This window comes from Nucisporomicrobium flavum (assembly GCF_016464385.1).
GTDB lineage: Bacteria > Actinomycetota > Actinomycetes > Mycobacteriales > Micromonosporaceae > Actinoplanes > Actinoplanes flavus_A.
Map to the genome: position 1 here is coordinate 124,435 of NZ_JADMLH010000018.1, position 19,962 is coordinate 144,396.

The 19,962-nt window shown below is 66.8% G+C and carries 20 protein-coding genes; 8 read left to right on the forward strand and 12 right to left on the reverse strand.

Features of this window, described 5'->3' with window-relative positions:
• The first annotated feature begins 528 nt into the window (after positions 1 to 528).
• Positions 529 to 1,521, forward strand: a complete 993-nt coding sequence (locus IT780_RS32820; RefSeq protein WP_199515712.1) for a VldE C-terminal domain-containing protein — start codon at positions 529 to 531, stop codon at positions 1,519 to 1,521.
• A gap of 51 nt (positions 1,522 to 1,572) precedes the next feature.
• On the opposite strand, the gene IT780_RS32825 is transcribed toward IT780_RS32820, so the two are convergent.
• Together IT780_RS32825 and IT780_RS32830 are read right to left on the reverse strand one after the other, a co-directional pair.
• Positions 1,573 to 2,001, reverse strand: coding sequence for a hypothetical protein (locus IT780_RS32825; protein WP_199515713.1), 429 nt, complete (start codon positions 1,999 to 2,001; stop codon positions 1,573 to 1,575).
• 67 nt (positions 2,002 to 2,068) lie between these two features.
• Positions 2,069 to 3,175, reverse strand: a complete 1,107-nt coding sequence (locus IT780_RS32830; protein ID WP_199515714.1) for a hypothetical protein — start codon at positions 3,173 to 3,175, stop codon at positions 2,069 to 2,071.
• A gap of 142 nt (positions 3,176 to 3,317) precedes the next feature.
• Between IT780_RS32830 and IT780_RS32835 the strand changes: the two genes are divergently transcribed.
• From IT780_RS32835 to IT780_RS32850, 4 genes are all read left to right on the forward strand, one after another.
• The gene (locus IT780_RS32835) at positions 3,318 to 3,551 is read left to right on the forward strand and encodes a hypothetical protein (RefSeq protein WP_199515715.1); all 234 of its coding nucleotides are present in this window, start codon (positions 3,318 to 3,320) and stop codon (positions 3,549 to 3,551) included.
• A gap of 730 nt (positions 3,552 to 4,281) precedes the next feature.
• A complete protein-coding gene (locus IT780_RS32840) occupies positions 4,282 to 5,400 on the forward strand; it encodes an alpha/beta hydrolase (protein ID WP_199515716.1) in 1,119 nt (372 codons plus the stop codon).
• 268 nt (positions 5,401 to 5,668) lie between these two features.
• Complete coding sequence (locus tag IT780_RS32845) at positions 5,669 to 6,172, forward strand: MarR family winged helix-turn-helix transcriptional regulator (RefSeq protein WP_199515717.1); 504 nt, start codon at positions 5,669 to 5,671, stop codon at positions 6,170 to 6,172.
• A 24-nt stretch (positions 6,173 to 6,196) separates the two neighbouring features.
• Positions 6,197 to 6,895, forward strand: a complete 699-nt coding sequence (locus tag IT780_RS32850; protein WP_199515718.1) for a DUF981 family protein — start codon at positions 6,197 to 6,199, stop codon at positions 6,893 to 6,895.
• 468 nt (positions 6,896 to 7,363) lie between these two features.
• On the opposite strand, the gene IT780_RS32855 is transcribed toward IT780_RS32850, so the two are convergent.
• Positions 7,364 to 7,585, reverse strand: a complete 222-nt coding sequence (locus IT780_RS32855) for a hypothetical protein (RefSeq protein ID WP_199515719.1) — start codon at positions 7,583 to 7,585, stop codon at positions 7,364 to 7,366.
• Between the two features lie 117 nt (positions 7,586 to 7,702).
• Between IT780_RS32855 and IT780_RS42305 the strand changes: the two genes are divergently transcribed.
• Positions 7,703 to 8,770: a hypothetical protein gene (locus IT780_RS42305; protein ID WP_233413887.1), complete on the forward strand. Its 1,068-nt coding sequence runs from the start codon at positions 7,703 to 7,705 to the stop codon at positions 8,768 to 8,770.
• A 52-nt stretch (positions 8,771 to 8,822) separates the two neighbouring features.
• On the opposite strand, the gene IT780_RS32865 is transcribed toward IT780_RS42305, so the two are convergent.
• The 3 genes from IT780_RS32865 to IT780_RS32875 form a co-directional block, all read right to left on the reverse strand.
• A complete protein-coding gene (locus tag IT780_RS32865) occupies positions 8,823 to 9,494 on the reverse strand; it encodes an AbiTii domain-containing protein (RefSeq protein WP_199515720.1) in 672 nt (223 codons plus the stop codon).
• Between the two features lie 119 nt (positions 9,495 to 9,613).
• The gene (locus tag IT780_RS32870; protein ID WP_199515721.1) at positions 9,614 to 9,937 is read right to left on the reverse strand and encodes a hypothetical protein; all 324 of its coding nucleotides are present in this window, start codon (positions 9,935 to 9,937) and stop codon (positions 9,614 to 9,616) included.
• Positions 9,938 to 10,055: 118 nt separating this feature from the next.
• Complete coding sequence (locus tag IT780_RS32875) at positions 10,056 to 10,469, reverse strand: hypothetical protein (protein ID WP_199515722.1); 414 nt, start codon at positions 10,467 to 10,469, stop codon at positions 10,056 to 10,058.
• A gap of 323 nt (positions 10,470 to 10,792) precedes the next feature.
• Here IT780_RS32875 and IT780_RS32880 point away from each other — a divergent pair, with 323 nt between their 5' ends.
• On the forward strand, positions 10,793 to 11,809 hold the full coding sequence (locus IT780_RS32880) for a DUF4238 domain-containing protein (protein ID WP_199515723.1): 1,017 nt from the start codon (positions 10,793 to 10,795) through the stop codon (positions 11,807 to 11,809).
• A gap of 32 nt (positions 11,810 to 11,841) precedes the next feature.
• Here IT780_RS32880 and IT780_RS32885 read toward each other — a convergent pair whose 3' ends face one another.
• Both IT780_RS32885 and mobF read right to left on the reverse strand, forming a co-directional pair.
• Complete coding sequence (locus IT780_RS32885) at positions 11,842 to 12,873, reverse strand: hypothetical protein (protein ID WP_199515724.1); 1,032 nt, start codon at positions 12,871 to 12,873, stop codon at positions 11,842 to 11,844.
• Between the two features lie 69 nt (positions 12,874 to 12,942).
• Positions 12,943 to 17,256: a MobF family relaxase gene (mobF, locus tag IT780_RS32890; protein WP_199515725.1), complete on the reverse strand. Its 4,314-nt coding sequence runs from the start codon at positions 17,254 to 17,256 to the stop codon at positions 12,943 to 12,945.
• A gap of 193 nt (positions 17,257 to 17,449) precedes the next feature.
• Here mobF and IT780_RS32895 point away from each other — a divergent pair, with 193 nt between their 5' ends.
• Positions 17,450 to 17,944, forward strand: coding sequence for a hypothetical protein (locus IT780_RS32895; protein ID WP_199515726.1), 495 nt, complete (start codon positions 17,450 to 17,452; stop codon positions 17,942 to 17,944).
• Here the strand turns inward: IT780_RS32895 and IT780_RS42880 are convergent.
• The 4 genes from IT780_RS42880 to IT780_RS32910 all read right to left on the reverse strand — a co-directional run bounded on the left by IT780_RS42880 (position 17,928) and on the right by IT780_RS32910 (position 19,912).
• Positions 17,928 to 18,059: a hypothetical protein gene (locus IT780_RS42880; protein ID WP_267910205.1), complete on the reverse strand. Its 132-nt coding sequence runs from the start codon at positions 18,057 to 18,059 to the stop codon at positions 17,928 to 17,930. The two genes, IT780_RS32895 and IT780_RS42880, sit on opposite strands and share 17 nt — an antisense overlap.
• 39 nt (positions 18,060 to 18,098) lie before the next feature.
• Complete coding sequence (locus tag IT780_RS32900) at positions 18,099 to 18,740, reverse strand: hypothetical protein (protein WP_199515727.1); 642 nt, start codon at positions 18,738 to 18,740, stop codon at positions 18,099 to 18,101.
• Positions 18,741 to 18,794: 54 nt separating this feature from the next.
• Entirely contained in the window at positions 18,795 to 19,157 is a 363-nt protein-coding gene (locus IT780_RS32905; RefSeq protein ID WP_199515728.1) for a hypothetical protein, read from the reverse strand.
• A gap of 176 nt (positions 19,158 to 19,333) precedes the next feature.
• Positions 19,334 to 19,912, reverse strand: coding sequence for a hypothetical protein (locus IT780_RS32910; protein WP_199515729.1), 579 nt, complete (start codon positions 19,910 to 19,912; stop codon positions 19,334 to 19,336).
• Positions 19,913 to 19,962: the final 50 nt, after the last annotated feature.

A 19,962-nucleotide genomic window follows, 5' to 3' on the forward strand; every position in this document is an offset into this window, starting at 1 on the left:
GCCGCCGGCGACCGACCGCCGTCTGCGGTCTCGCCCTGGCCGTGATGGCAGGGTGCAGCCCGGCCGGCAGCTCCACCGCACCGGTCGAGCCAGCGGCAACCGCAAGCAGCGGTCATGCTGCTGCGGTCAGCGGGCCACGCCGCAATGCCGCTTTGCTCGCCGCCTTCACCTACGTCCGGTTGTGGGCCCGGCCAACGCTCGACCCCAAGGCTTGGCATAGCGGCGTACAGCCGATGGCGACACCGACCTACGCGCAGCTACTCGCACACACTGACCCGACACGGGTGCCCGCCCACGCTGTGACCGGCAGCCCGCTCCTGGTGTCGGCGGACACAACCACGGTGGTCGCGGACGTGCCGACCGACGCAGGACTCATCCGCGTCACCGTCACCAGCACCAGCGGGCGGTGGCTCATCGACGACGCACGTCCGGCGCCCACACCATGACGCAGCAGAACCGGATGACCGATACCGCTGGCCCTCGAGTCGCGTCATCAGGCACTGCTGCCCGCACACCCCGGCGGCGGCCATGACCAACCGCGCTGTTGCCCTGGTGGTGGCCGCCTTGCTGCTGGTCGGCTGCTGCCTCGGCGGGCCGTTGTTGGTGCTGACCGCCGTCAACGACGAGTGCGTCCCCGCCCCGGCGATGTCGGTAGCGAGCAGCCAGCCCGCGGGGCAATGGGACGCCGAGCAGCTGGTCAACGCGCGCACGATTGTCAGTGTCGGCGCCGAACGGCGCATCCCGGCGCGCGGCCAGATCATCGCGCTCGCGACCGCCATGCAGGAGTCCGGGCTGCACAACCTGCCCGGAGGGGACCGCGACTCCATCGGCCTGTTCCAGCAACGTCCCAGCCAGGGCTGGGGAACGTCGGCTCAAATCAGCGACCCGGTCTACGCCGCCGGCAAGTTCTACGACAAACTCGCCACCGTCCGCGACTGGCAGACAATGCCGCTGACCGGGGCCGCGCAAGCCGTCCAAGGCTCCGCTCTCCCGAACGCCTACGCGAAGTGGGAAGACGACGCCACCGCACTCGGCCAACAACTCGGAGCAGATCCCGGCAGCACGGCGGAGTGCTCCGCCACGACGGCCGGCGCGGCGGATGCGGTCACGCGCAACCCCGACGGCTCATGGCCGGACGAGGGCTGCACCATCCGCCCCGACCCGACCACCGGCTCCGGCTGCCTGACGCCACGGACGTTGCACCTCGTGCAACAGGCCAAAGCCGCGGGGTTTCCGGAACCGGGCTGTTACCGCGTCGATGACCACGGCGAACACCCCAAGGGCCGCGCCTGCGATTTCATGATGACCTCCGGCGGCGAAGCATCCGGAGCCCAGAAAGCCCGGGGCGATGCTATGGCTGCTTGGGCCGTCGCCAACGCCGATCGCCTCGGCGTCAAGTACGTCATCTGGTTCCGCCGCATCTGGACCCGCTCTGAAGGCTGGCACGCCTACAACAACCCCTTCGGCGGCGACGATCCCTCCGGATGGCACACAAACCATGTCCACATCAGCGTCGAGTAAAGACAGCAAAATATTCTCTAATGATGATGCATTCTGATCGATGACTGGACATCATTGACTTTCTTCTGGGATGACCACATTACTTAGCGAATCCAGCGCCCACTCAAGCGGTGCGCCTGTCTTGACTGCTGGGAGTAGATCGGCAGCCAAGGGGGCAGGGAATCGATGATCCTCGAAGAACGTCCGTACGCGTTCAACTAGAACTGTCTTGTGCGCTTCGATTGCCAACTCCGAAGGCGCACCTGGGGAGGTGTCTCTACTCAGTTGTATTGCCGACCGTAGCCTCTCAGGGGCCGACTCTTCCGATTCGACTTCGTCGAATATTTCTTTGGCGTCGTCATCTGCAAGCAATCGATAGACTTCATCCAATGTTAAATCTTGAATCAGCGCTTCGTTTTTTGCTGTTGACAACGACGCGGCCACTCGTCGAGCGGTTAACTCGCTTGAGTTCCGCCATCCGGGCGTGCTGACTGATTTCATGTTCGTAGAATACTGGTCTACAGGATGGGTGCTGCCCGGAATGGCAAACGTAAAGAGGAGGCTTCAGCTACTCACCTTTAGATGGCGGCAGGACCCCGCGCCGCAGGAGTGCGCGACCGGCTGCCAAGGTGCTGTGGATCTGCTGCGCAGTGATTGGGATCGAATCTTCGCCGCTGCGTCGAACGATGCTGATGTACGCGCCCTCAACCCGGCCACCAACGATTGCGCCATGCACGAGGAATGGCTTGAGTTCTTCTTCCTGCGGGGGGATGGCAATGATCACCAGACCACTTTCATTGCTAATCTCGACGGGCTCGACTCTTAGGCCGGTAGGAAATGGGAAGAGTCGGTTCTCGATGGCTTGACGATAGCGTCGTACGTCTCCTGCGTTGATGGGTACGGGCTTGACGGCCTTGATGACTTCTCCACCGGATACCTTCGAAGTGTTCATCCCGACGATCACTACACCGCCCTCTTCCGCGTTCGCGAAGCGAGCGACGGACTCGGCGAGCGAAATCTTCCCGTGTGGTGTCGTCAAGTCATAGTGATGCGACTTGACATCAAGCCAAGGCCCCTCCGGCTGCCCTACGAGAAGATCAGCGCGCCCGCCCAGTACCAGGTCTAGGACTGTATCTCTCGCAATCAGACCGGCTCTGGCTGCATCGATCAATGTCGTTACGTTTTCACCGATCTGAAAGAGGGTCTCAAGGGTCTTGCCTCGCGTCGATGTTGTGAGCAGCACCTCGTGGATGAACGGAGGTGTCGTGCGGTGTCCAATCTTCGCACTCACCAGCATCGCGTTGTGACGCTTTAGAAGCGGCTCAATTAGGGAGGCAATGCGAGCGTGAAGGGCGGCGTCATCCTCAAGATAGTCGTCCGTTACAACGTCGCATTGCACGGCGAGACGCTGGCCATCGGGCATGCAGAAGGAGATCGCCTCGACAATTGACTCCTTCGGCTCGTAAATATCGTCGGGAGCCGTATCAATCAACACTGATTCAGGCCAGCCTTGGACCTCAAGTGACCATCTGAAAGCACGGGCAAGATCTGTTGCGGTCGTTGCCCGGAGATCGTTTCGTTTGATGATGATCGAGTCGCCGCCGTTGTGCCGCCGCCGTTCTTCGCCGAAGTACCAGGCGTAGGGATCTGCGTCGTAGCGCACAGTGGTTGTCACGCCTAACAGGCTCGCACACACTGGCCGGCTCTTTCGACTTGCTGGCCTGTTGCGCAGGCCCAACCCCTCACATCATTAGGACATCCGTCGGCTGGTGCCGCGCGCTCGTTTCATCCTTGCCTCCCGCGCTCGGGACGCGGACATGGACAGCGTCGAGATCGGCGATGACATGTGCGTCAGCGAGTTCGCTGTCGACCTTGGTCCCGGTCTCATCGGCTGCGTTGGCCAAGACACGGCCGTGGGCTCGCGCTTGTCGCGCATGGAGCTGTCCTGCGCGTCGCTCAGCACTCGTGCCAAGAGTTTTAGATGCTGTTCATCGCGGGCGAGCTTTTCGACGAACATCTCGAACTCGTCCTCCTCGGCGCTGGCCGCCTGAGCCGCGTCAGCGAGGTTCTCGGCGGCGTTGACCATTCGCTGCTGGAAGGAACCGCTTGTCCAGACATACGAAGGCACGAGCGAGCACAGGGTCACCGTCGCCCGGCTAGAGCCCCAGCCGGTCCCGCAAACCAAGTAGCGGCACAGACTTCCTCCGCAGCGGCACGAGCAGCCAGAGCCCGGGATTTGATCGTCATATTCGCCGGCCATTCATTAAGTATCGGACGGCGGCGGCAACGGTACCGAGCACAAGTAGCAGGACGATCGATGTCCGCTGGCTTCCGGCCTTCACGACCACCCTCTTCGGTTAGCGGAGACGTTGGGCCTGGTACCGCCGCCAACCTACGGGCCAAGGGACAACTGGGGACAGCTGGAGACAGCTACTCCGAGGCGTTGTCCCACCGGCAGGGTCGTTGCTGTGGTTGCTCGGACTGACGACTCGGATTGCCTAGGTCCCGGACGAGCGTGGGAATACCTGACCTCTCTAGTAGCGCCGGTTCCTGGCAGCGACGCAGCCCTCGTCGCCTCGTCGGGTGCGGAGCTGGTCCGGGGGCAGCGGCCTTGCAGTCTTGGCTCCGCCACCGACAGCTTGCTTGCGGCGACGGAGAAGTCCGACGCCACGAGGGATCGGCCACACGGCTCGACTCGCTCAGACCGTTGGAATATTCGCACTTCCCGGCAAATCGCCGTCCCTCGACCGCCTTCACCGAACGACCCCGAAGGAGCAGCGCATGCTGTCCAACACCATCCCGGCCATCAACCAGGACTTCCGGAGGCCGCGAGCTCGTCACCTCCTGACGCCTCTCACCGTGGCGATGGCCCTCATCCTGGCCGGCCTGGCGCTGGTCATGCCCGCGGCGCACGCGCAACCGCCATCGAAGGCACTGCCGGGATGCACCCGGCACGACCTGAGCGTCACGCTGACCCCCAGCCCCGGAGCATCGCAGTACCGGCTCGCAGGATGGCTGTGCCAGCCGGCCCGCACGACCACGACCGTGCAGCTGCTAGTCCCCGGGCTCACCTACACCCACCGCTACTGGACCGGCATTGACCAGCGCACCGACTACACCGCCGCAGCGCGAGCCGCCGGTGACGCCGTCTACCTCGTCGACCGCATTAGCACCGGCGCCAGCGACCGGCCACCCGCAGACCAGGTCACCACCACCACCGAAGCAACCGTCACTCACCAGGCCGTCCGCGCGCTGCGCGACGGCACCCTCGGCCGGTTCACCCGCGTCGTCGGGGTCGGACACTCCTACGGCTCGATCATCGCAATGGCCGAAGCCGCCACCTACCACGATGTCGACGCGCTCGTGCTCACCGGCCTGCTGCACGACATCCGCATCGACGAAGTGACCCGCTTCACCGCCGACCTGTACCCGGCCTCCGCCGACCCCAAGTTCACCGACACCGCACCGCCGGACGGCTACCTGACCACCCGGCCCGGCAGCCGGCCCCGATACTTCCTCGACCCGAACACCGCCGTACGCGGCGCCGCCGGCTGGGACGAGCAGACCAAGACGACCGCCACGACCAGCGAACTCACCTTCACCCCCGACGACGAACTGGCTTACAGCCGCGCCATCACCGTGCCCGTCTTGTTCGTCATGGGCACCACCGACACCCTGTTCTGCAGCACCGGTCAGCCCTGCACCACACCGGCCGACATCTGCCAGCGCGAACACACCGCCTTCCCTTCCGGCACCGCCGTGACCGCGGCGACCATCCCGCAAACCGGCCATTCAATCAACCTGCACCGCATGGCGCCGTTGGCGTTCGCCACCACCGCCGCCTGGCTCCACGGCGTGCATAACGCCCCAGCCACGGCACTGGCGTCGCCGTGTCGGTGACAACCCCCGCCAACGACCGAGACCGCGAAGTCAGCTCATCGCTCATCGAAAGGACCACGACCGTGCCTGTTCCAACCTCGGGTGACCGACCTGCCCAGCGCAACCAACGCCGCATCGACACCAACGGCCTGTACCGCGACGCCTACCGGCTCTGGCCCGTCGAGAAGTTCGTGAAACTTCTTGTCCGCGGCGACCACCGCCGCCAGCGCCGATCACGCGCACGGCCCAGCCCGCGAGCATCACGCAAGCCTGACACCGGAACCACGCCATGAGCGAACACCCCTCGGTCACTGCTGACGTCCCCGTACTGGCGGTGCCAGCGGCGCCGAGCAGCCCGGTTGGTGACGCCGGAGCCGGCTGGCTCGACCATGTCGCGGTGCTGTGCCGCACCGCCAACTTCGCGCGCCACCACCTCGAGGTCACCGTCCTCTACGACGCCAACCTGACCTGGACCGGCTACGACGTGCTGCACCTGACCGTCATGCACCGACCCGTCGATACCGGCGTCGTCGCCGCACTGGCCCACGTCTCCAAAGGCTCCGTGACCCGCTCGGCTGCCACCCTCATCAGACGCGGGCTGCTGCGCCGCAGCATCCCCGCTCAGGATCGCCGACGGTCCCTGCTCGCGCCCACCGCTGAAGGGTGGGCGCTGAACCAGCACCTACGTGGCCAGCTCATCGGTGAGCTGAACGCCCTGCTCGGCACTGGAGCCGGCGCCGGCCGGCACGACATTGACGTCCTGCGGCACCTCATCGCCGCACACCATCGGTGACCTCCACCGGCCAGGAGCCAGTTCATGATCATGTACAACGCGCTCATCGGCGTCGCCGCTGGCGCGGCGCTCATCCTCGTCCCGCGCTACTGGGCCTGGCTGCGTAATGAACGCATGCCTCTGCCCCTGGTTCGGGCACCGGCCGACCACAGCGGCTGGGCCGCCGCGTTCGGCGTCCTCGGCATCCTGCTGACCGGCCTGAGCTTCGCCATGATCTTCAGCCACCCGCACGCCGAGGCCACGCCCTACGTCGACACGATCTTCGACGAACCAGCTCTCCTGCTCGGCGTGCTTCTGCTGGCCGCCGCTTGGCGGATCAGCCGGACCACGCCGGCGTTCGCCCCCGACCGGCTACCGGACGCGCTGGGTCCCGTGGGCGTCATCGTCTTCATCCTCGGGCTTGTCATGACCTGGTGCACCCTGGCGATCCTGCGCTTCGACGTCATCAGCGCCGCATCTGCCGAGGAACCCATCACAGGGCTGCTGCATCATCACCCCGCCGTCGAGAAGACCTTCTTCGCGGCCGTTCTATACGGCCCGTCCGCGCTGGGCTGCCTGCTCTTTCCCGTCGCGGCCCGGCCCGGCAGCCGTCGAAGCTGGCAGATCCTGTATTGGGCGTGGACAGTCGCCGGCATCGGCTTCGCGCTGTTCTCGGCGATGAAGTTCTACAGGCACACCGGCATGGTCGTGAATCTGACCGACGGCAGCGGTTACCAGTGGTAGGCCCCGTGACCGTGCACACGCACTCGGAAGGGGGCGACTCATGTCCATCTCACGGACCACCGCGACTGCCCGTGCCGCTTGCGCGGTCGTGGCCGTGCTTCTCGCGTTTGTAACAAGCGCTTGCCGTGACACAGGCAGCACCACCCAGCCCACAATCAGCGCATCGGCGTCTGCCGCTGTGCACACCGGCGGCTCGGCACTGAAAGACAACACCGCAGGTCGCTACGTCAATCGGCGTGACGTATGCAGCGCACTGAACCACATGCGTCTCACCCGCGAGCTCGGCGTCGATGGTGGCAACTCCGGCCAGCCGCGATTTAGCGACACCAATGCCTCGTCGATCGCAAACTGCAGTCACCAATACGGCCCTGGTGGGATGCGTAGTTTGATCTCGCTGGAGGTCATGATCAGCAAGTTGGGATCGGCGCGCAGGCATTTTACGGAGGTGAGCGACGCACCCAGCAGAGGTCAACCGAGGTTGCCGATGTGCCGGGACTCGGCCAGCAGGCCGCCGTCTACACCGACCCCACGACCGGCCCGCACCTGCTGGCGTTTGACGGCAATCTCTGAATGAGCGTCGCCCTCATCCCGGTGAGCAGCGCTGTCACCGAGCAGGTGAACATTCAACAATTGCTCGTTGCCTGCGCGCGAGATGTCCTCACCGAACTGCGCCAGCCATAGAGGCAGCATCGGCCGTTCCGACGCACCTTCCCGGAGCGGCCGAGGCTGGCAGGTTCGGCCGCGCCTTCCGCCGTGCCGAAAAGGTGACGCGGTTCGACCGGATTGTTGCGATGATGCCGTGTTGTGATGGCCATCCTTTCGGCGCTCGCCCGTTCGGTCCTTCGTGGCGTGTTGCCTTACCCGGACCTTCCGCGCCGCATCCGCGTTCGACGCACCGCGCGCACCCTCGCGACCAGCAGCCTCTTGCCGCGCGACGAGGAACAGGTCACCGGTGAACACTTCGCCCGGTTGGCCCTACTGCGGCTGCTGTTCCTGCAACGGGAGACGCGGCGCGCGGTCCGGATGCGTCAGCGAGAAGCGGCGGCCCTGCTTGCACGGACCGGCATCGAGACCTGCATCCTCGGCCTGTGGTGTCTACTCATTCCCGGCGCTGCAGCCAAACTCCGGGCGTCCGAGTTCAAGACTGGGGCAGCCATGCTGACCTTCCTGTCGGGCACCGGACTCATCTCCCAGCAGCTCATTCGGCAGGCCGTGGGCGCTCTTGGCGAACCACAGAGCCTTCCAGGGGTACGGACGATGACCGAGCAGATCGACAAGAAGACCTCCGCCACGCTGGCCATTCACCTGTATGACGTGGCGTACCGGCCTGCGTCGCAATACTTCACCCATGCGACCAACTCGGCGCTACGTCGGCATGTCACCACGGACTACGGATACAAGTCCCGGCCGGCCAACTCGTGGGTGCGCCGCGCACCGGTGCGCCTGGTTGACGCTTGCGTGGGAGTCTTGGCCGGCGCTATCGCGAACGACCTCGAGGTGCCGGGGGAGCTGTTCGTCCAGTATGGCGAAGACCATGCCAAGCGGGTCCTGCCACCTCTGCTGGCCACCATCGGCAAAGGAATGGGCCGCCAACTCCGGTGGTCGGGCATCGTGGCCATGCTAAATGAGGCGCGCGCGACTCGTGCCTACCTCGCCGGTGTCGGCGCGGCCGACACGCCGGAAGAACGAGAAGCACGGCTTCGTTCGATGTACGACTCGCTGCTCATTCGCCTCGAGATCAGCGATGTTCCACCGGACGCGTTTAGACCCGTGGTGGATCACTTCATCGCCGTGGCGCTAGTTGAGTGGAACGATGAACAACCCCACCAGCTCACTCAGCCGTTACCGGGATCGGGAGAACAGCCAACGCCTTGACACGCCGAGGAACCGACCCCAGTCGGGGTCGGCCTTCGGCTCGATGACGGGTTCAACCCATGGCGACTGTGACAGCGATCGCGACGAGGGCGATCACAAGTCCAATCGCGGTGGCGAGGCCACTAAACTTGGTCCACCAGGTCTGCTTGCGCGTCTCATCGCTGCCCGCCGGATCCGGAAGGTTCAGGGCGCGCACCTTAGTCTCGGCGGCAGCGCGAATAGCGTCGAGTACGCCACGGACGTCATCGGGCTTGATCGCCCAGTACAGCTTGGCGAACCGCAGGTCGTCGTCGCGTGGTGGCATGAGCCTGATCAGTTCGACGTCTGCGGGCAGGTCGGGATGCAGGATCGGGTCAGGGCTCAAGGCGTATTCGGGTTGCGGCACTAATGCCCGCTCGAGTGTGACGACGCCTTGATGCAGACCCAGCGCCGCGTGACGGCGGCTGATCTCCTCACGGTGCGAAGCGGGCAGGTCCGCGAGGTCGACTCGTTGGTAGACCGGAGCGCCTGCGCGCATCGCCATGCCGTAGATCGGCGCAGTGACCCTGCGATAGTCCGGTAGGCGATCGGCGGGATGACCGTCGAGCTCCTGGCGGGCCCAGGTTGCGGTGACGCGCTCGCCGATAGCATCGGCGAGCGCGACCAATGCGCGCAGCCCGGTGGAGACCGGGGTGACGGGGTCGAGCAAATGCGTCTGGACCTGGGTGCGGGACTCAGGAGTCACGGGACACCTCTCCTCGTGGTCGAACTGCGGACGGGCTCACCTCTTTAATCGGTCACCGCGACTATCAACTCTTGGAAGGAGGACCGACGAGCGCTTGCGGAGCTACCGGGGCGCCGTAGTCAGCCGGGTCCGGGTTCTAAACCGTCGGCGATGCGCTCCGCCTGCTCGACCGCGGCGATCAGCGCCTTGGCGAAGCCTCGCGCCGTCGGGGCGTCGAGCAGCAGCCGCGGCAGGCGGATCTGCACCGGCGGCGACGTGTCGTCATCTGTGCCGATGACCAGGCCCATCGTGACAATCGGGGTCCCGCCCGGCTCCATGTACCGGTATTCGCGGTGCACTCGCAGGGCCACCACGTAGTCGTCCTCGAAGGCGAACGTCGTCCCCGGCTCCTCGGTCTCCACCGCCGCCTGCGCCTGCTCCACCCCGATGATGCTGCTCTTCACGAGCGGTCACCTTAGTGGCCACCACGAAGCTCTGGAGCCATTGACGCAACCCGGTCCGGTCATTCACCCGAACGGAGGGGTGCGGCAGCAGATGGAGGTGCACCTCCACCTCCGGTCGCTACATCGGCACCGGATGCCAGGGACGCCAGTCCTCGGTGACGCCCTCGCGCAGCCGGCGCGCGAACTCCGCGATCTGCTCCTCAAGGGAGGTCACCATCGCGGCATTACGGGCCGGATCGAACGGCTCCCACTCCGGCGAGCCGAAGTCGACCACGTCGAGGCTGTCATGCACCTCGCAGTGCTGCTCCCGCCAGCGCTGCACCGTCGCGTCCGCGTGCCCGCTTAGGTCGTACACCGTGATCAGTCCCCGAGCCGAGCGCAACTGGGTCCAGCTAGCGATCTGACCGTTCTCGATATAGTTGCGGCAGCGCGGTCCCCGGCGAGTTCGGGCGACACACTGCAGGTCGTGTACCCCGTCGGGCAGGTACCAGATCCGGTCACCGAGCAACACCAGATCCGCGCGTTTCGTCATGCCGCGACGGTAGAGGACCGGCCGGGAGCACGAGTTGAGACACGCACCGACCTCTTCCTCCTTCAGTAGAGCCACTGATACTTCTGTTGCATTCAAGGTGTCGACACCTGCGATCACCTACGCCGCTAGCAACCCTGTGGCGTCGAACATGATGGCCAGATGGCGATCCGAGCCGAAGATTTGACGAGTTCTGCCGACCGCTCGACCTAGCGGTCCTCCACGACCTACTCCGAGTGGCGACGGCTGCCAGCTTCTGCTTCCCCGACGATGCGACGGAGACAGGGCCAGAAAAAGAGTTTGGCGATCCCCGTACCGTGGGTGGAGTGGCTAGGGACGAAAGGTTGCGTCGGCGGCATCACATCGTGCCGAAGTTCCACCTCCGGCGGTTCGCCAATACGCGAGACATGCTCAGACGCGTTCCTTTGGCTGGCGGTGAGGGACATCTCGTCTCAATCAACGATGCCACGGTGGAGCGGGACTTCTACCTTGTCCAGGACGTGGACGGGCAGCAACATGACGACGTCGAGAAGCTCCTCAGCGATGTGGAAAGCGACGCCTCTACGGCAGTTGGTCGAGTCGTTAATCAAGCGCTGTGGCCGATCGACCAAGACACCCGAATGGCGATCGTGCTCTGGGCTGCGCTCCAGTTACTCCGTACCTCATTCCAGCGGCAAGTAAGCGACGAGATCGCCGATGTCTTGCTGAAACTCCAAATCGGTGCCGGCGGGAAGCCACAACTACGGACGATGCTTCGTCGGCGGGACGGCAGAGAGCCGACGGACGAAAAGGTGGACTCCCTCTGGGCGACGTTGAGCGATTTCGACTCGTACCGAATTCAGAAGAGTCGCAACGCCCACGTGTCTTCGATGCTCGGCGCGTGGCCCGACATGACGGCACTCCTGCTCATGCGTGGCTGGCAAATCTTCCGCTTCGACCGAAAGGCGTTAGTAACCTGCGATAACCCAGTGACCTTGATCGCGGCACCTGATCACCCCACCGGGCGAGGTGTCGGGGTGGGGAATGCGGGCATGATTCTTCTGCCTCTCGACCGTCGGGTAGCGCTCGTGATGGCGGAGCCGGGTGGGGTGGACGAGGTCTTGCCGACGAGCACGATGGTTGCCGAAGCCTTCAACGGCCACATTGTGATGAATGCTCACCGGGCGGTGTTCCACCATCCTGAGGATGATCCACTCGCTGGGTTCCCCCTGCCACCAGCTCGCAGCACGATCACCAACGCCGGTGACCGCATCGCGGACTTCGTCTTTCCGGACGGGATGCCGCCGGCGCCTCTCCCGTCTCCGACGTGCGCGGACATCGCCGGTGAACGCAAGGGGTGGTAGCTGCGTCCTGCGCCTGCAGGTGGAGAACGTCGTTAGCCGAGCTCGGGCTCGCTCGGATCTCGGTGCGTGGTGGGTGCCTCGACCCGGCTGCCCGCGTCGAGACTCCCGGCATCCGCGTCGCCAGGGTGAGACGGATCCGGCAGTGCACAGTCTTGGGTGGTCGCGGAGATCGCGGTTGCCAGTCGGTCGACGTTCGCCGAGAGGGTGGCGATGCTGGCCTGAAGCGCGATTCCGGAAGACGCAGAACTTGCTTCCATTGCTTGGGTGAGCAGGGTGTTGTAGAGGTATCCGGGTCCTTGTGTGCGGTTCGTGGTGCCGCCGTTGAGCGTATAGAATGACGATGACAACGAGTTCTGAGCACTTGGGCTCTGGATTTGGGGACCGCGTTCGCCTGTGGGTGGAGCGGTCCTGTCGTTTGTCAGGGAGAGTTCTCGGCCCGTGGCAGCGTCGTGGATGGTGGCGACGCTCGCGACTCTGCTCCACCATTGTGGTTCGTCGAACACGAGCGCGCGTTGGAAGGCCCAGGCGGTGACGTCGGGCAGCCAGAGTGCGGGTTGGTGCCGGTCGTCGACGTGTTGCAACCGCATCCGGGCGTTGATCTGCTGGCTGCGGACAAGCCGCCGGTAGGTGGTGATGTCGGGCAGGTCGCTTGGGTTGATCTTGCGGCCTTGGAGCTGGGTGTCGAGTTGTTCGCGTGGGCTGGCGCGGGTGTCGAGGACGACGTCGCGGACTTTCTGGTCGTTGAGCTGGCGCAGCAGCTGGGTGAGTGCCGCTTGCCGGGCGGTTTCCTGGTGATCGCCGAGGGGTGCTTGGGCGATCATGAGGGTCCAGCCGGCGTGGGCTTCGGTGGTGTCGAGCATGTCTTCGATGGGTTGGATATGGCCGCGGCGGTAGAGGTGGCTGGCATGAAATTGTTCGTGGTGGCCGGCGGCGTGGCGGGCGGCGTCGATGACGTCCGCCAGGTCGTCGGCGTCGACCAGGACGGCAGCGAACAGGTACGCTCCGGGGTGCTGGTGCAGGCGGATGAACGCTTCGTCGACGAACGCAACCGGGTGTGTGGTCATGGCCGGATCCCGTTCCGCCGGCCGACAAACTCCGTGATCAAGCAGGTTGCGCGGCCAACCATGTGCGTTTCAGGCATGGCCTGCCTCCGGCTCGGAGCGGTCGGGCAGTGAGTCGAGTTCGGTATCCTCGAGGACGCGCTGCCGCGCTGCCTCGGCATGCGCGGTGAGGCTGTCGGGCACGGGCCGTGTGTGAGGTTGCGGGCGGGTGGCGTCGACGGCGCGGGCGCGGGCCGCGGTGGCGCGAACAGTGTCGGCGAGAGAGCTGGCGTCGTCGGCGAGGTTTTGCGCGCGGCGTGCGGCCTCGGCGGCGGCGGCGAGTCCGGCGTATCGGGTGGGTAGCGCCTCGGTGTACCAGCCGGCCCACGTCTGGTGCTGGTCTTCGAGTTGGTGAACGCGGTCGCGGGCGGTGTCGATGCGCCCGCGCGTGGAGGCGAGCCGGCCTTGCAGCTCGTCGACGGTGGTGTCGGCACGGAGCGCATCGGTCTTGGCATGCTGGTGGCGGATCGCAGCGCGGGTGTGCAGGGGTCCGGCGTGCCACCATCGCGGCTTCATGGCGTCGGCGTGGCGGTCGGCGGAAGCAGCGGCGGTCTGGGCGGTGGCCAGGTCAACGCGGGCGTCGCGCAGGTGATTTTCGGCGCCGACGAGCTGAGTGTGGGCCACACGGAGCTGCCCGGCCACGTAGATGGGAGCGTTTTGGTCGGCGTCGCGTTGCGCGGCGATGAGCGCGCGGAGCTGGCCGTCGGTGGCGGTGCTGATCTTCCCGGCGAGCGTGGCGACCCCGAGCACGGTCTGCGCGCGCTGCCAGGCGCCCCACCGGCCGACGTCGCGGGGCGAGGGTTCAGGACCGATCGGGTCGTCGCCAGTGAGGGCGTAGCGGTCGCGGTAGGCGGCGATGACGGCGGCACGGCCGGCCCACTGACGCCGTCCCGGGTCGTCGGCGGGCAGCGGTCCCAGCGCGGTGGTCCAGCCGGGTTGTTCGGCGGCGGCTTGCTGGGCGAGGGCGCCGATGCGGGTGTCGCAGATGGCCGCGATCTGGCGCAGCGCGTCGCCGATATCGCCGTCGACGGCGGGCGTGCGCTGGGTGTAGGTGCCGGCCTGGGCGGGGCTGAGCGCCACAGCGGGATCGGGTTGAAGGTCGCGATACGCCTGGTCGATGCGCCAGGCGAGCACGGCGGCGGTGTCGCGGGCACTGTGCAGTTCCCGCTCGGAGGCGACCGCGCTGAGGACGTGTTCAGGGTCGTATCCGGCGGCGGAGAGGGCGTGCAGGCGGGCGGCGAGTGCGGGCATGGCGGGGTCGGCGGCAAGATTGTCCGCGACCGTGCGCCCGGCGACGCCGCGGACGACGGCGGTGTACCGGTCGATGCTGGCGCGGGCGGTGAGGTCGTCGTAGACAGGTCCCCATTGCCGCAGGGTGTCGGCGTCGGCCCACAGGGTTTGTTCGGTTTCGGTGCCGGAGCGGTCGGTGCCGTCTCCGCGCAGAACCTCGGCGAGCACGGTGATCCCGGCGGTGGCCGGCGCGGGTGGGTGTGGTTCGGGGGGTTCGTCGGCGGTGACGACGGCGAGTTGGTTGGACAGCCGGCCGCGGGTGGCCATGACGTAGAGCCGGGCGCGGGTGGTGGCTTGGTCGATGATGGCGCGGGAGACGTCGACGGTGCGGCCTTGGGCGGAGTCGACGGTGGCGGCGTAGGCGAGCTGGACGTGCTCGGCGACGTAGTCGGCGGGTAGTGCGGTGGTGGCTTGGCTGGTCGGGTTTTCGACGAGCAGGGCGCCGTCGGGGCCGAGTTGGAGGATGCGCCATTGGGTGCGGTTGGCGACGAACGCGTCGCCGGCTTGCAGGGTGCGGTTGTTGCGGCGGGTGACGATCAGGTCGCCGACGCCGGCGTGGGTGCCGTCGGCGAGGGCGACGGCCGGGCCGGGTTGCACGATGCCGGCCCGGATGAGCAGGCGCCGGGCTTGGGTGGCGATGTCGGCGGCTTCGGCTTGGGTTTCGACGAGGATGAGGCTGGTCCGGTCTTGCAGGATGTCGGCGGCCCACCCGTCGAGAACGTGGTGGATGAGTTCGGTGCGGTGTCCGGCGATGATCCGGCCGCGGCGGTCGTACTCGGCGAGCACGGTGGTGTCGCCCTCGCGCAGCCGTAGTGAGGCGGGGCCTTCCCAGGGGTCGGCGAAGCGGCGGACCTCGCGTAGCTGGGTGGTGGTGCCGAGGGAGGCGAGGTAGCGGAACATGCCGCCGGGCCCGATTGCGGAGATCTGTTCGGGGTCGCCGACCAGGATGAGTTTCCCGCCGACGGGTGCGAGGAGTTGGCTGAGGCGCACGAGGTCGAGGGTGGAGGCTTGTGACGCCTCGTCGATGATGACCCACTGGCCGGGCTGGAACGCCCAGTCGGCCGGGGTGGTGCCTTCGGGTGGCATCGTCTGGGCGTGCAGCCACATGGCGATGTTCTCGGTCCGGATGCCGGGCTGGTCTGCGTCTCGGGTGGCGTCGGCCAGGACGAACGCGGCGTTCTGCCCGACCGTCAGGCCGAGCACGGGTATTCCGGCCTGGCGTGCGGCGACGCCGACAGCACGTTGCAGGTAGGTCTTGCCGGTGCCGGCCGGGCCGACGATCCCGGTCACGCGGCGGGTATCGCCGACGGCGAAGTGCAGCGCGGCGCTTTTCTCATCCGATAGGTCGAGCCGGTCGGCGACCGCGTCGAGCAGCGCCCGGGGTGCCGCGGTGGCTCCGTGGCCGGTGGCGTAGGCGATGAGTTCCTTTTCGGCGGCCAGGACCGGTTCGGTGGACAGCTTGAGGTCCCGGTGGCGGCTGTAGATGCTTTGCCGATCGGATCCGCGGATCAGGGTTTCGCCCCACTCGAGCAACGCGGGCGGGGTCAGCACACGTAGCCCGCCGGCCCGGGTCTGGACGGCGTGGGCGGCGTATCGCTGCACTTGCTGCCAGTCCGAGCGGCGGTCTGTGGTCGGGCTGACGTGCAGCTGACGGCCGATAGCCAGTTCAAGATGGTCGATGCTGAACACGGCGCGTTCGGCGCTGAGCTCGTCGACGGCGCGTTCGACGGCCAGGTGCGGCAGCCGCCGGATCGCGGCGGTGACGACCGGCAGCCGCTGCTTCTCGTGTTCCAGACCGACCTGGACGGCGGCGGTGTGCAGGTCTTCCACACGGACCGGCCGGCCAGCGCGGTGGCGCTGCGCGAGCCGAATGACCTGTCGTGCCTGCTGGTCGACGGCGTCGAGCGCCCGGCCTGCGGCGATCTGGCGTACCGCAGCGGCGGTGTTGAAGCCGGCTTGCTGGTCTTCGCGTCGCCATCTGGCGACGGCTTCGTTGGTGGATTCGGGGCCGTCTTTGGGGCGGCGGGTGCGTAGCGTGGCGTCTTGCGCGGAGCGCCGCCACCGGCTGGCCGGGATCCATTCGCGGCCGGTGCTGGGGTCGCTGTGGCGGGCGTCGAGCTCGGACTCGACGGCGGTGCGCCGCTTGGAGTATTGCTGGATCGCGCGGGTGCCGAATCCGACGATCTCGCGGATCGGGGAGCCGGTGCGGGCGGCGAACCGGACGCCGAGGCGTCGGCCGAGTTGGTGTTCCACAGCGCGTTCGTAGGCGATTCGGGCGCCGATGGTGGCTTGGTAGAACGCTTTGCTGTCGAGTGCGAGCCAGGTTTCGCGGCCGTCGCGGACGACGCGGACCTTGGAGCTGACGATGATGTGGGAGTGCAGTTGCGGGTCTTTTTCTCGGGACATGCGGTGGTCGTAGACGGCGGCGGCGAGGCCGTCGGTGTCGACCTGGACGATGCCGTTGGTGCCCAGCCGGGTGAACGCCCCGTGTGCCCGCAGGTGTTCCAGGGCGGCTCGTACGCCGTCGTGGTGTGATGCCATCACCTCGCGTTTGACCCGGTCGTCGCCGAATGCCCACAGCAGGCTGACGCTTTTTACCGGGGAAACGGTGACGTCGAATCCGGCGACGGGGTGTCGTTCCGGGGCGGTCCAAATCCGTAGCCAGACCTGGGCGATCTGTTCGTAGGTGGCGTCTTCGGGTAGTGCTTTCCACGCTTTTTCGACGGCGGCTTGGCGGGCGTCGTCGTCGAGCGCCTCGAATTTGCGCCACAGCCGGCCGAGTTGTTCGCCGGTGTCCGGGTGCCGCCCTTCGCCGATGAGGTTCTGCAACTGTTTCTCGGTGACCTGTCCGTGCGCGCCGAACAGCGCCGGACTTTGGCCGGCCCACCAGCCGGGCGCCTCACCGTGTGCGCGCGGGTCGGCGTGGTAGGCCACTGCGACGCTGGGGCCGGTGGGCCGGAAGTCGTGTCGGCCGGTGGCTACCTGCTGGGTGAGGTAGGCGATCCCGGCGCCTGGCGAGATGCGGGTTACCGAGAGCATGCCGCCGAGCGTAGGCACCAGCGGGCGCCTTTTCGACATTGGAATGCCAGGGGGTGTGCTAGTTCTGGGAAGGGGTTAGGGAGTGACCTGATATCTGTGCTGATCAGAGATGGTGTGAACAATGTTGAACGATTGGGTGACCATTTACAACTAACATTCAACGATTGCTAGGTGTGGAGGGCGAGCGTGTGGAATAGGTAGCGTCGATGGTATGGCTAGTAAGACGACGAACAGTGCAATTGAAGCGTTGGAGCGGCGGCACACGGCGGAGCGTGCCGCGTTGAAAGCGGCGACGGATGCGGGTGCGGTGGTCCGCCGGGCGCAGGAGCGGCGCGCGGCGGAGCTCGCGCGACTCGATGAAGTGGTGGCGGATGCGGAGCGGGGTGCGGACGTGGCGTTGGCGGTGCTGGCGTCGCTGATGGCGGCGGATGTCGCTGCGGTGCTGATGCAGGAGACCCCGGCGCGGGTGCGGTTGGGTCAGCAGCGGGCGCCGGTGGAGGAGGTCAACGCGCGGGTGAGCGAGTTGAGCGACGGCGCTCCCCCGGCGCGGCGTCGGGGGCGTCCGCGTGGGAGTGGCCGGTCCGGCGGCGGGACGGCGTCCGCCGGGTCGGCGCCGGTCGCTGGGGCCGCGAGCAGTTCGGGTGGCTCGGGTGATCCTGCCGCTGCGGGTGTGGGCGGAGCGGCGGCGTTCAGCGAAGGAAGATGAGGGCGAAGAGGAGCAGCGCTGCGGCGATGATGGCGGCGGTGATGCCGGCTGCGGCGATGAGGTGGCCGGTTCGAACGGTGCGGCGGCCGGCGGGGTCGTTGTTGATCAGTGGCATTGCGTCTCCTGCTTGTCCGGGTGGGTTCAGTATCGGCGGTTAGACGTTCTCGTCGGCGAGGTGGCGTAGGTGGGTGGCGGCGGCGTCGAGGGCGGCGAGCTGGTCGAGCATTTGGTCGAGGGTGGTGCGGGCTGGCTGGATGTGCCGGTGGTTGAGGTTGTGCAGGCGGGCGGCGGCGTGCCGGATGGCGGTGGCGTGTTGTTCGTGTTTGGTCTGTGGTCGGGCGAGGTAGCTGCCGATGATGGCGGTGAGGATCTGGCAGAAGTAGTCGTTCGTCCGGGCCGAGACTTCGCGTTGGCCGGTGCGCGCGAAGTGCAGGCCGGGGCGGGTGCGGGTGAGGTATTCGCCTGGGTCGAGGGCGGGTATTTCGCCGTGGAGGGTGACGGTGTTGATGGTGGGTAGTTCGTTGCGGGTTTCGCTGCGGTAGTCGGTGGTCGGGCCGTGTATGCCGAGTCGCAAGCGGATGCGGGTGGGGATGGCCTCGAGGTCGTTGGCGTAGGCGGGCGTGATGGTGAGTGCCCCAGCTGCGCGGGGTCCGGTGAATCGGTAGGTGACGGTGCTGCCGGCCGATGCGCGTTCGCGGATGTCGATCGGGCGGCGGCCGGGGATGGCGAGTTGTCGCCAGACGGTGACGTGGTCGAGCGTGGTCGCCGTCGTGATGGTGCGGAGTGTTGTGGTCATGACAAGCCTTCCCGGTGGGATGCCCGTGCGGGCACCCCACGTCGTTGGTGATGGTCAGGGGCGGTAGTGGCGACTTCCTTCACGCCGTCGATCGCGGGTGAGGGTGTTTTCTAGGTCAGGTGGGATGACCGCGTACGGTGCGACGGCCGTGATCACCTCGGCGGGATCGAGGATCGCGACGCGGTCGGCGCCGAGCCAGATGAACACCGGTTCGGCCGGGCGCCAGCGTGCGGGCACGAGCAGGATCGCCGCGAGGTGGCGCAGAGCGGCGCTCATGGCGCGGGATGCTGGTCCGTCGGCGGTTTCGGTGTTGTGGTTGATGACCTGAGCGAAATAGCTTCCGAGCGGGCGGTCCCAACCGACGACGATCCGGTACTTGGCGTAGCGGGATTTCGGGGTGAGTTCGTGGTAGCTCATGGCATGGCTCCGTGAAGGTCGTTGTTCTTGGGTAAGCGAGTGGCGCGGCCGGCGGTGGTGTCACGCGCTGGGTGACCGGGGCAGTCCGTGGATCGGGTGCTCGATGCGCCCGAGACGCGGCCTGCGCAGATGCAGCCGGGGCGGCCGCCCGGGGATCACCGGGCGGCCGTTCGGGTTCAGAACGGCGGGTCGCCGTGACCGTGGTGGGCCGGTAGCGGTTCGGTCTGGTCGCTGTCGTGGGTGTCTTCGGCCGGTGGGATGTTGTCGGGTTGGTTGTCGTGCTCGACCTGGTGCCAGATCGGGAGATCGTCGCTACTGATCTCGACGGCGGCGAGCGGGTCGTAGGCGAGGATCGGGAACGCTTCGGCGGTCGCGAGGTGTTCGGCGAAGTCACGCACGACGTACAGGGCGCGCAGGGCGGTGTATTTGTCGTAGCGGTCGGGGCGCTCGATGTGGCACAGGGCCTGGGTCCACAGGTGCAGCCATTCCCCGGTGAGGTCGGCGGCCTGGCGACGGTCGTGCGGGTTGCACGCGCACGGGTTTTCGGCGTGGCTGCGGAACTGGTGGACGATGGCGACCCATCGGGGCGCGTCCCACGTGCTCAGGTGGCGGGCGGCGGGCCAGTGCGGTGCGTCGGCGCAGAGGTCGAGGGTGTTGACGGCGCGGTGTACGTCGTGGATGGCTTCGTGGAGGAGCTTGACGGCGTAGCCGGTGCGGGCGTTAAAGCGCCGGTCAACGGGCAGGGTGGTGGTCATGGGGGTGGCTCTCCTTCGGCGATCGGGCGGCGCTGGGGGAGGTGGTGCGC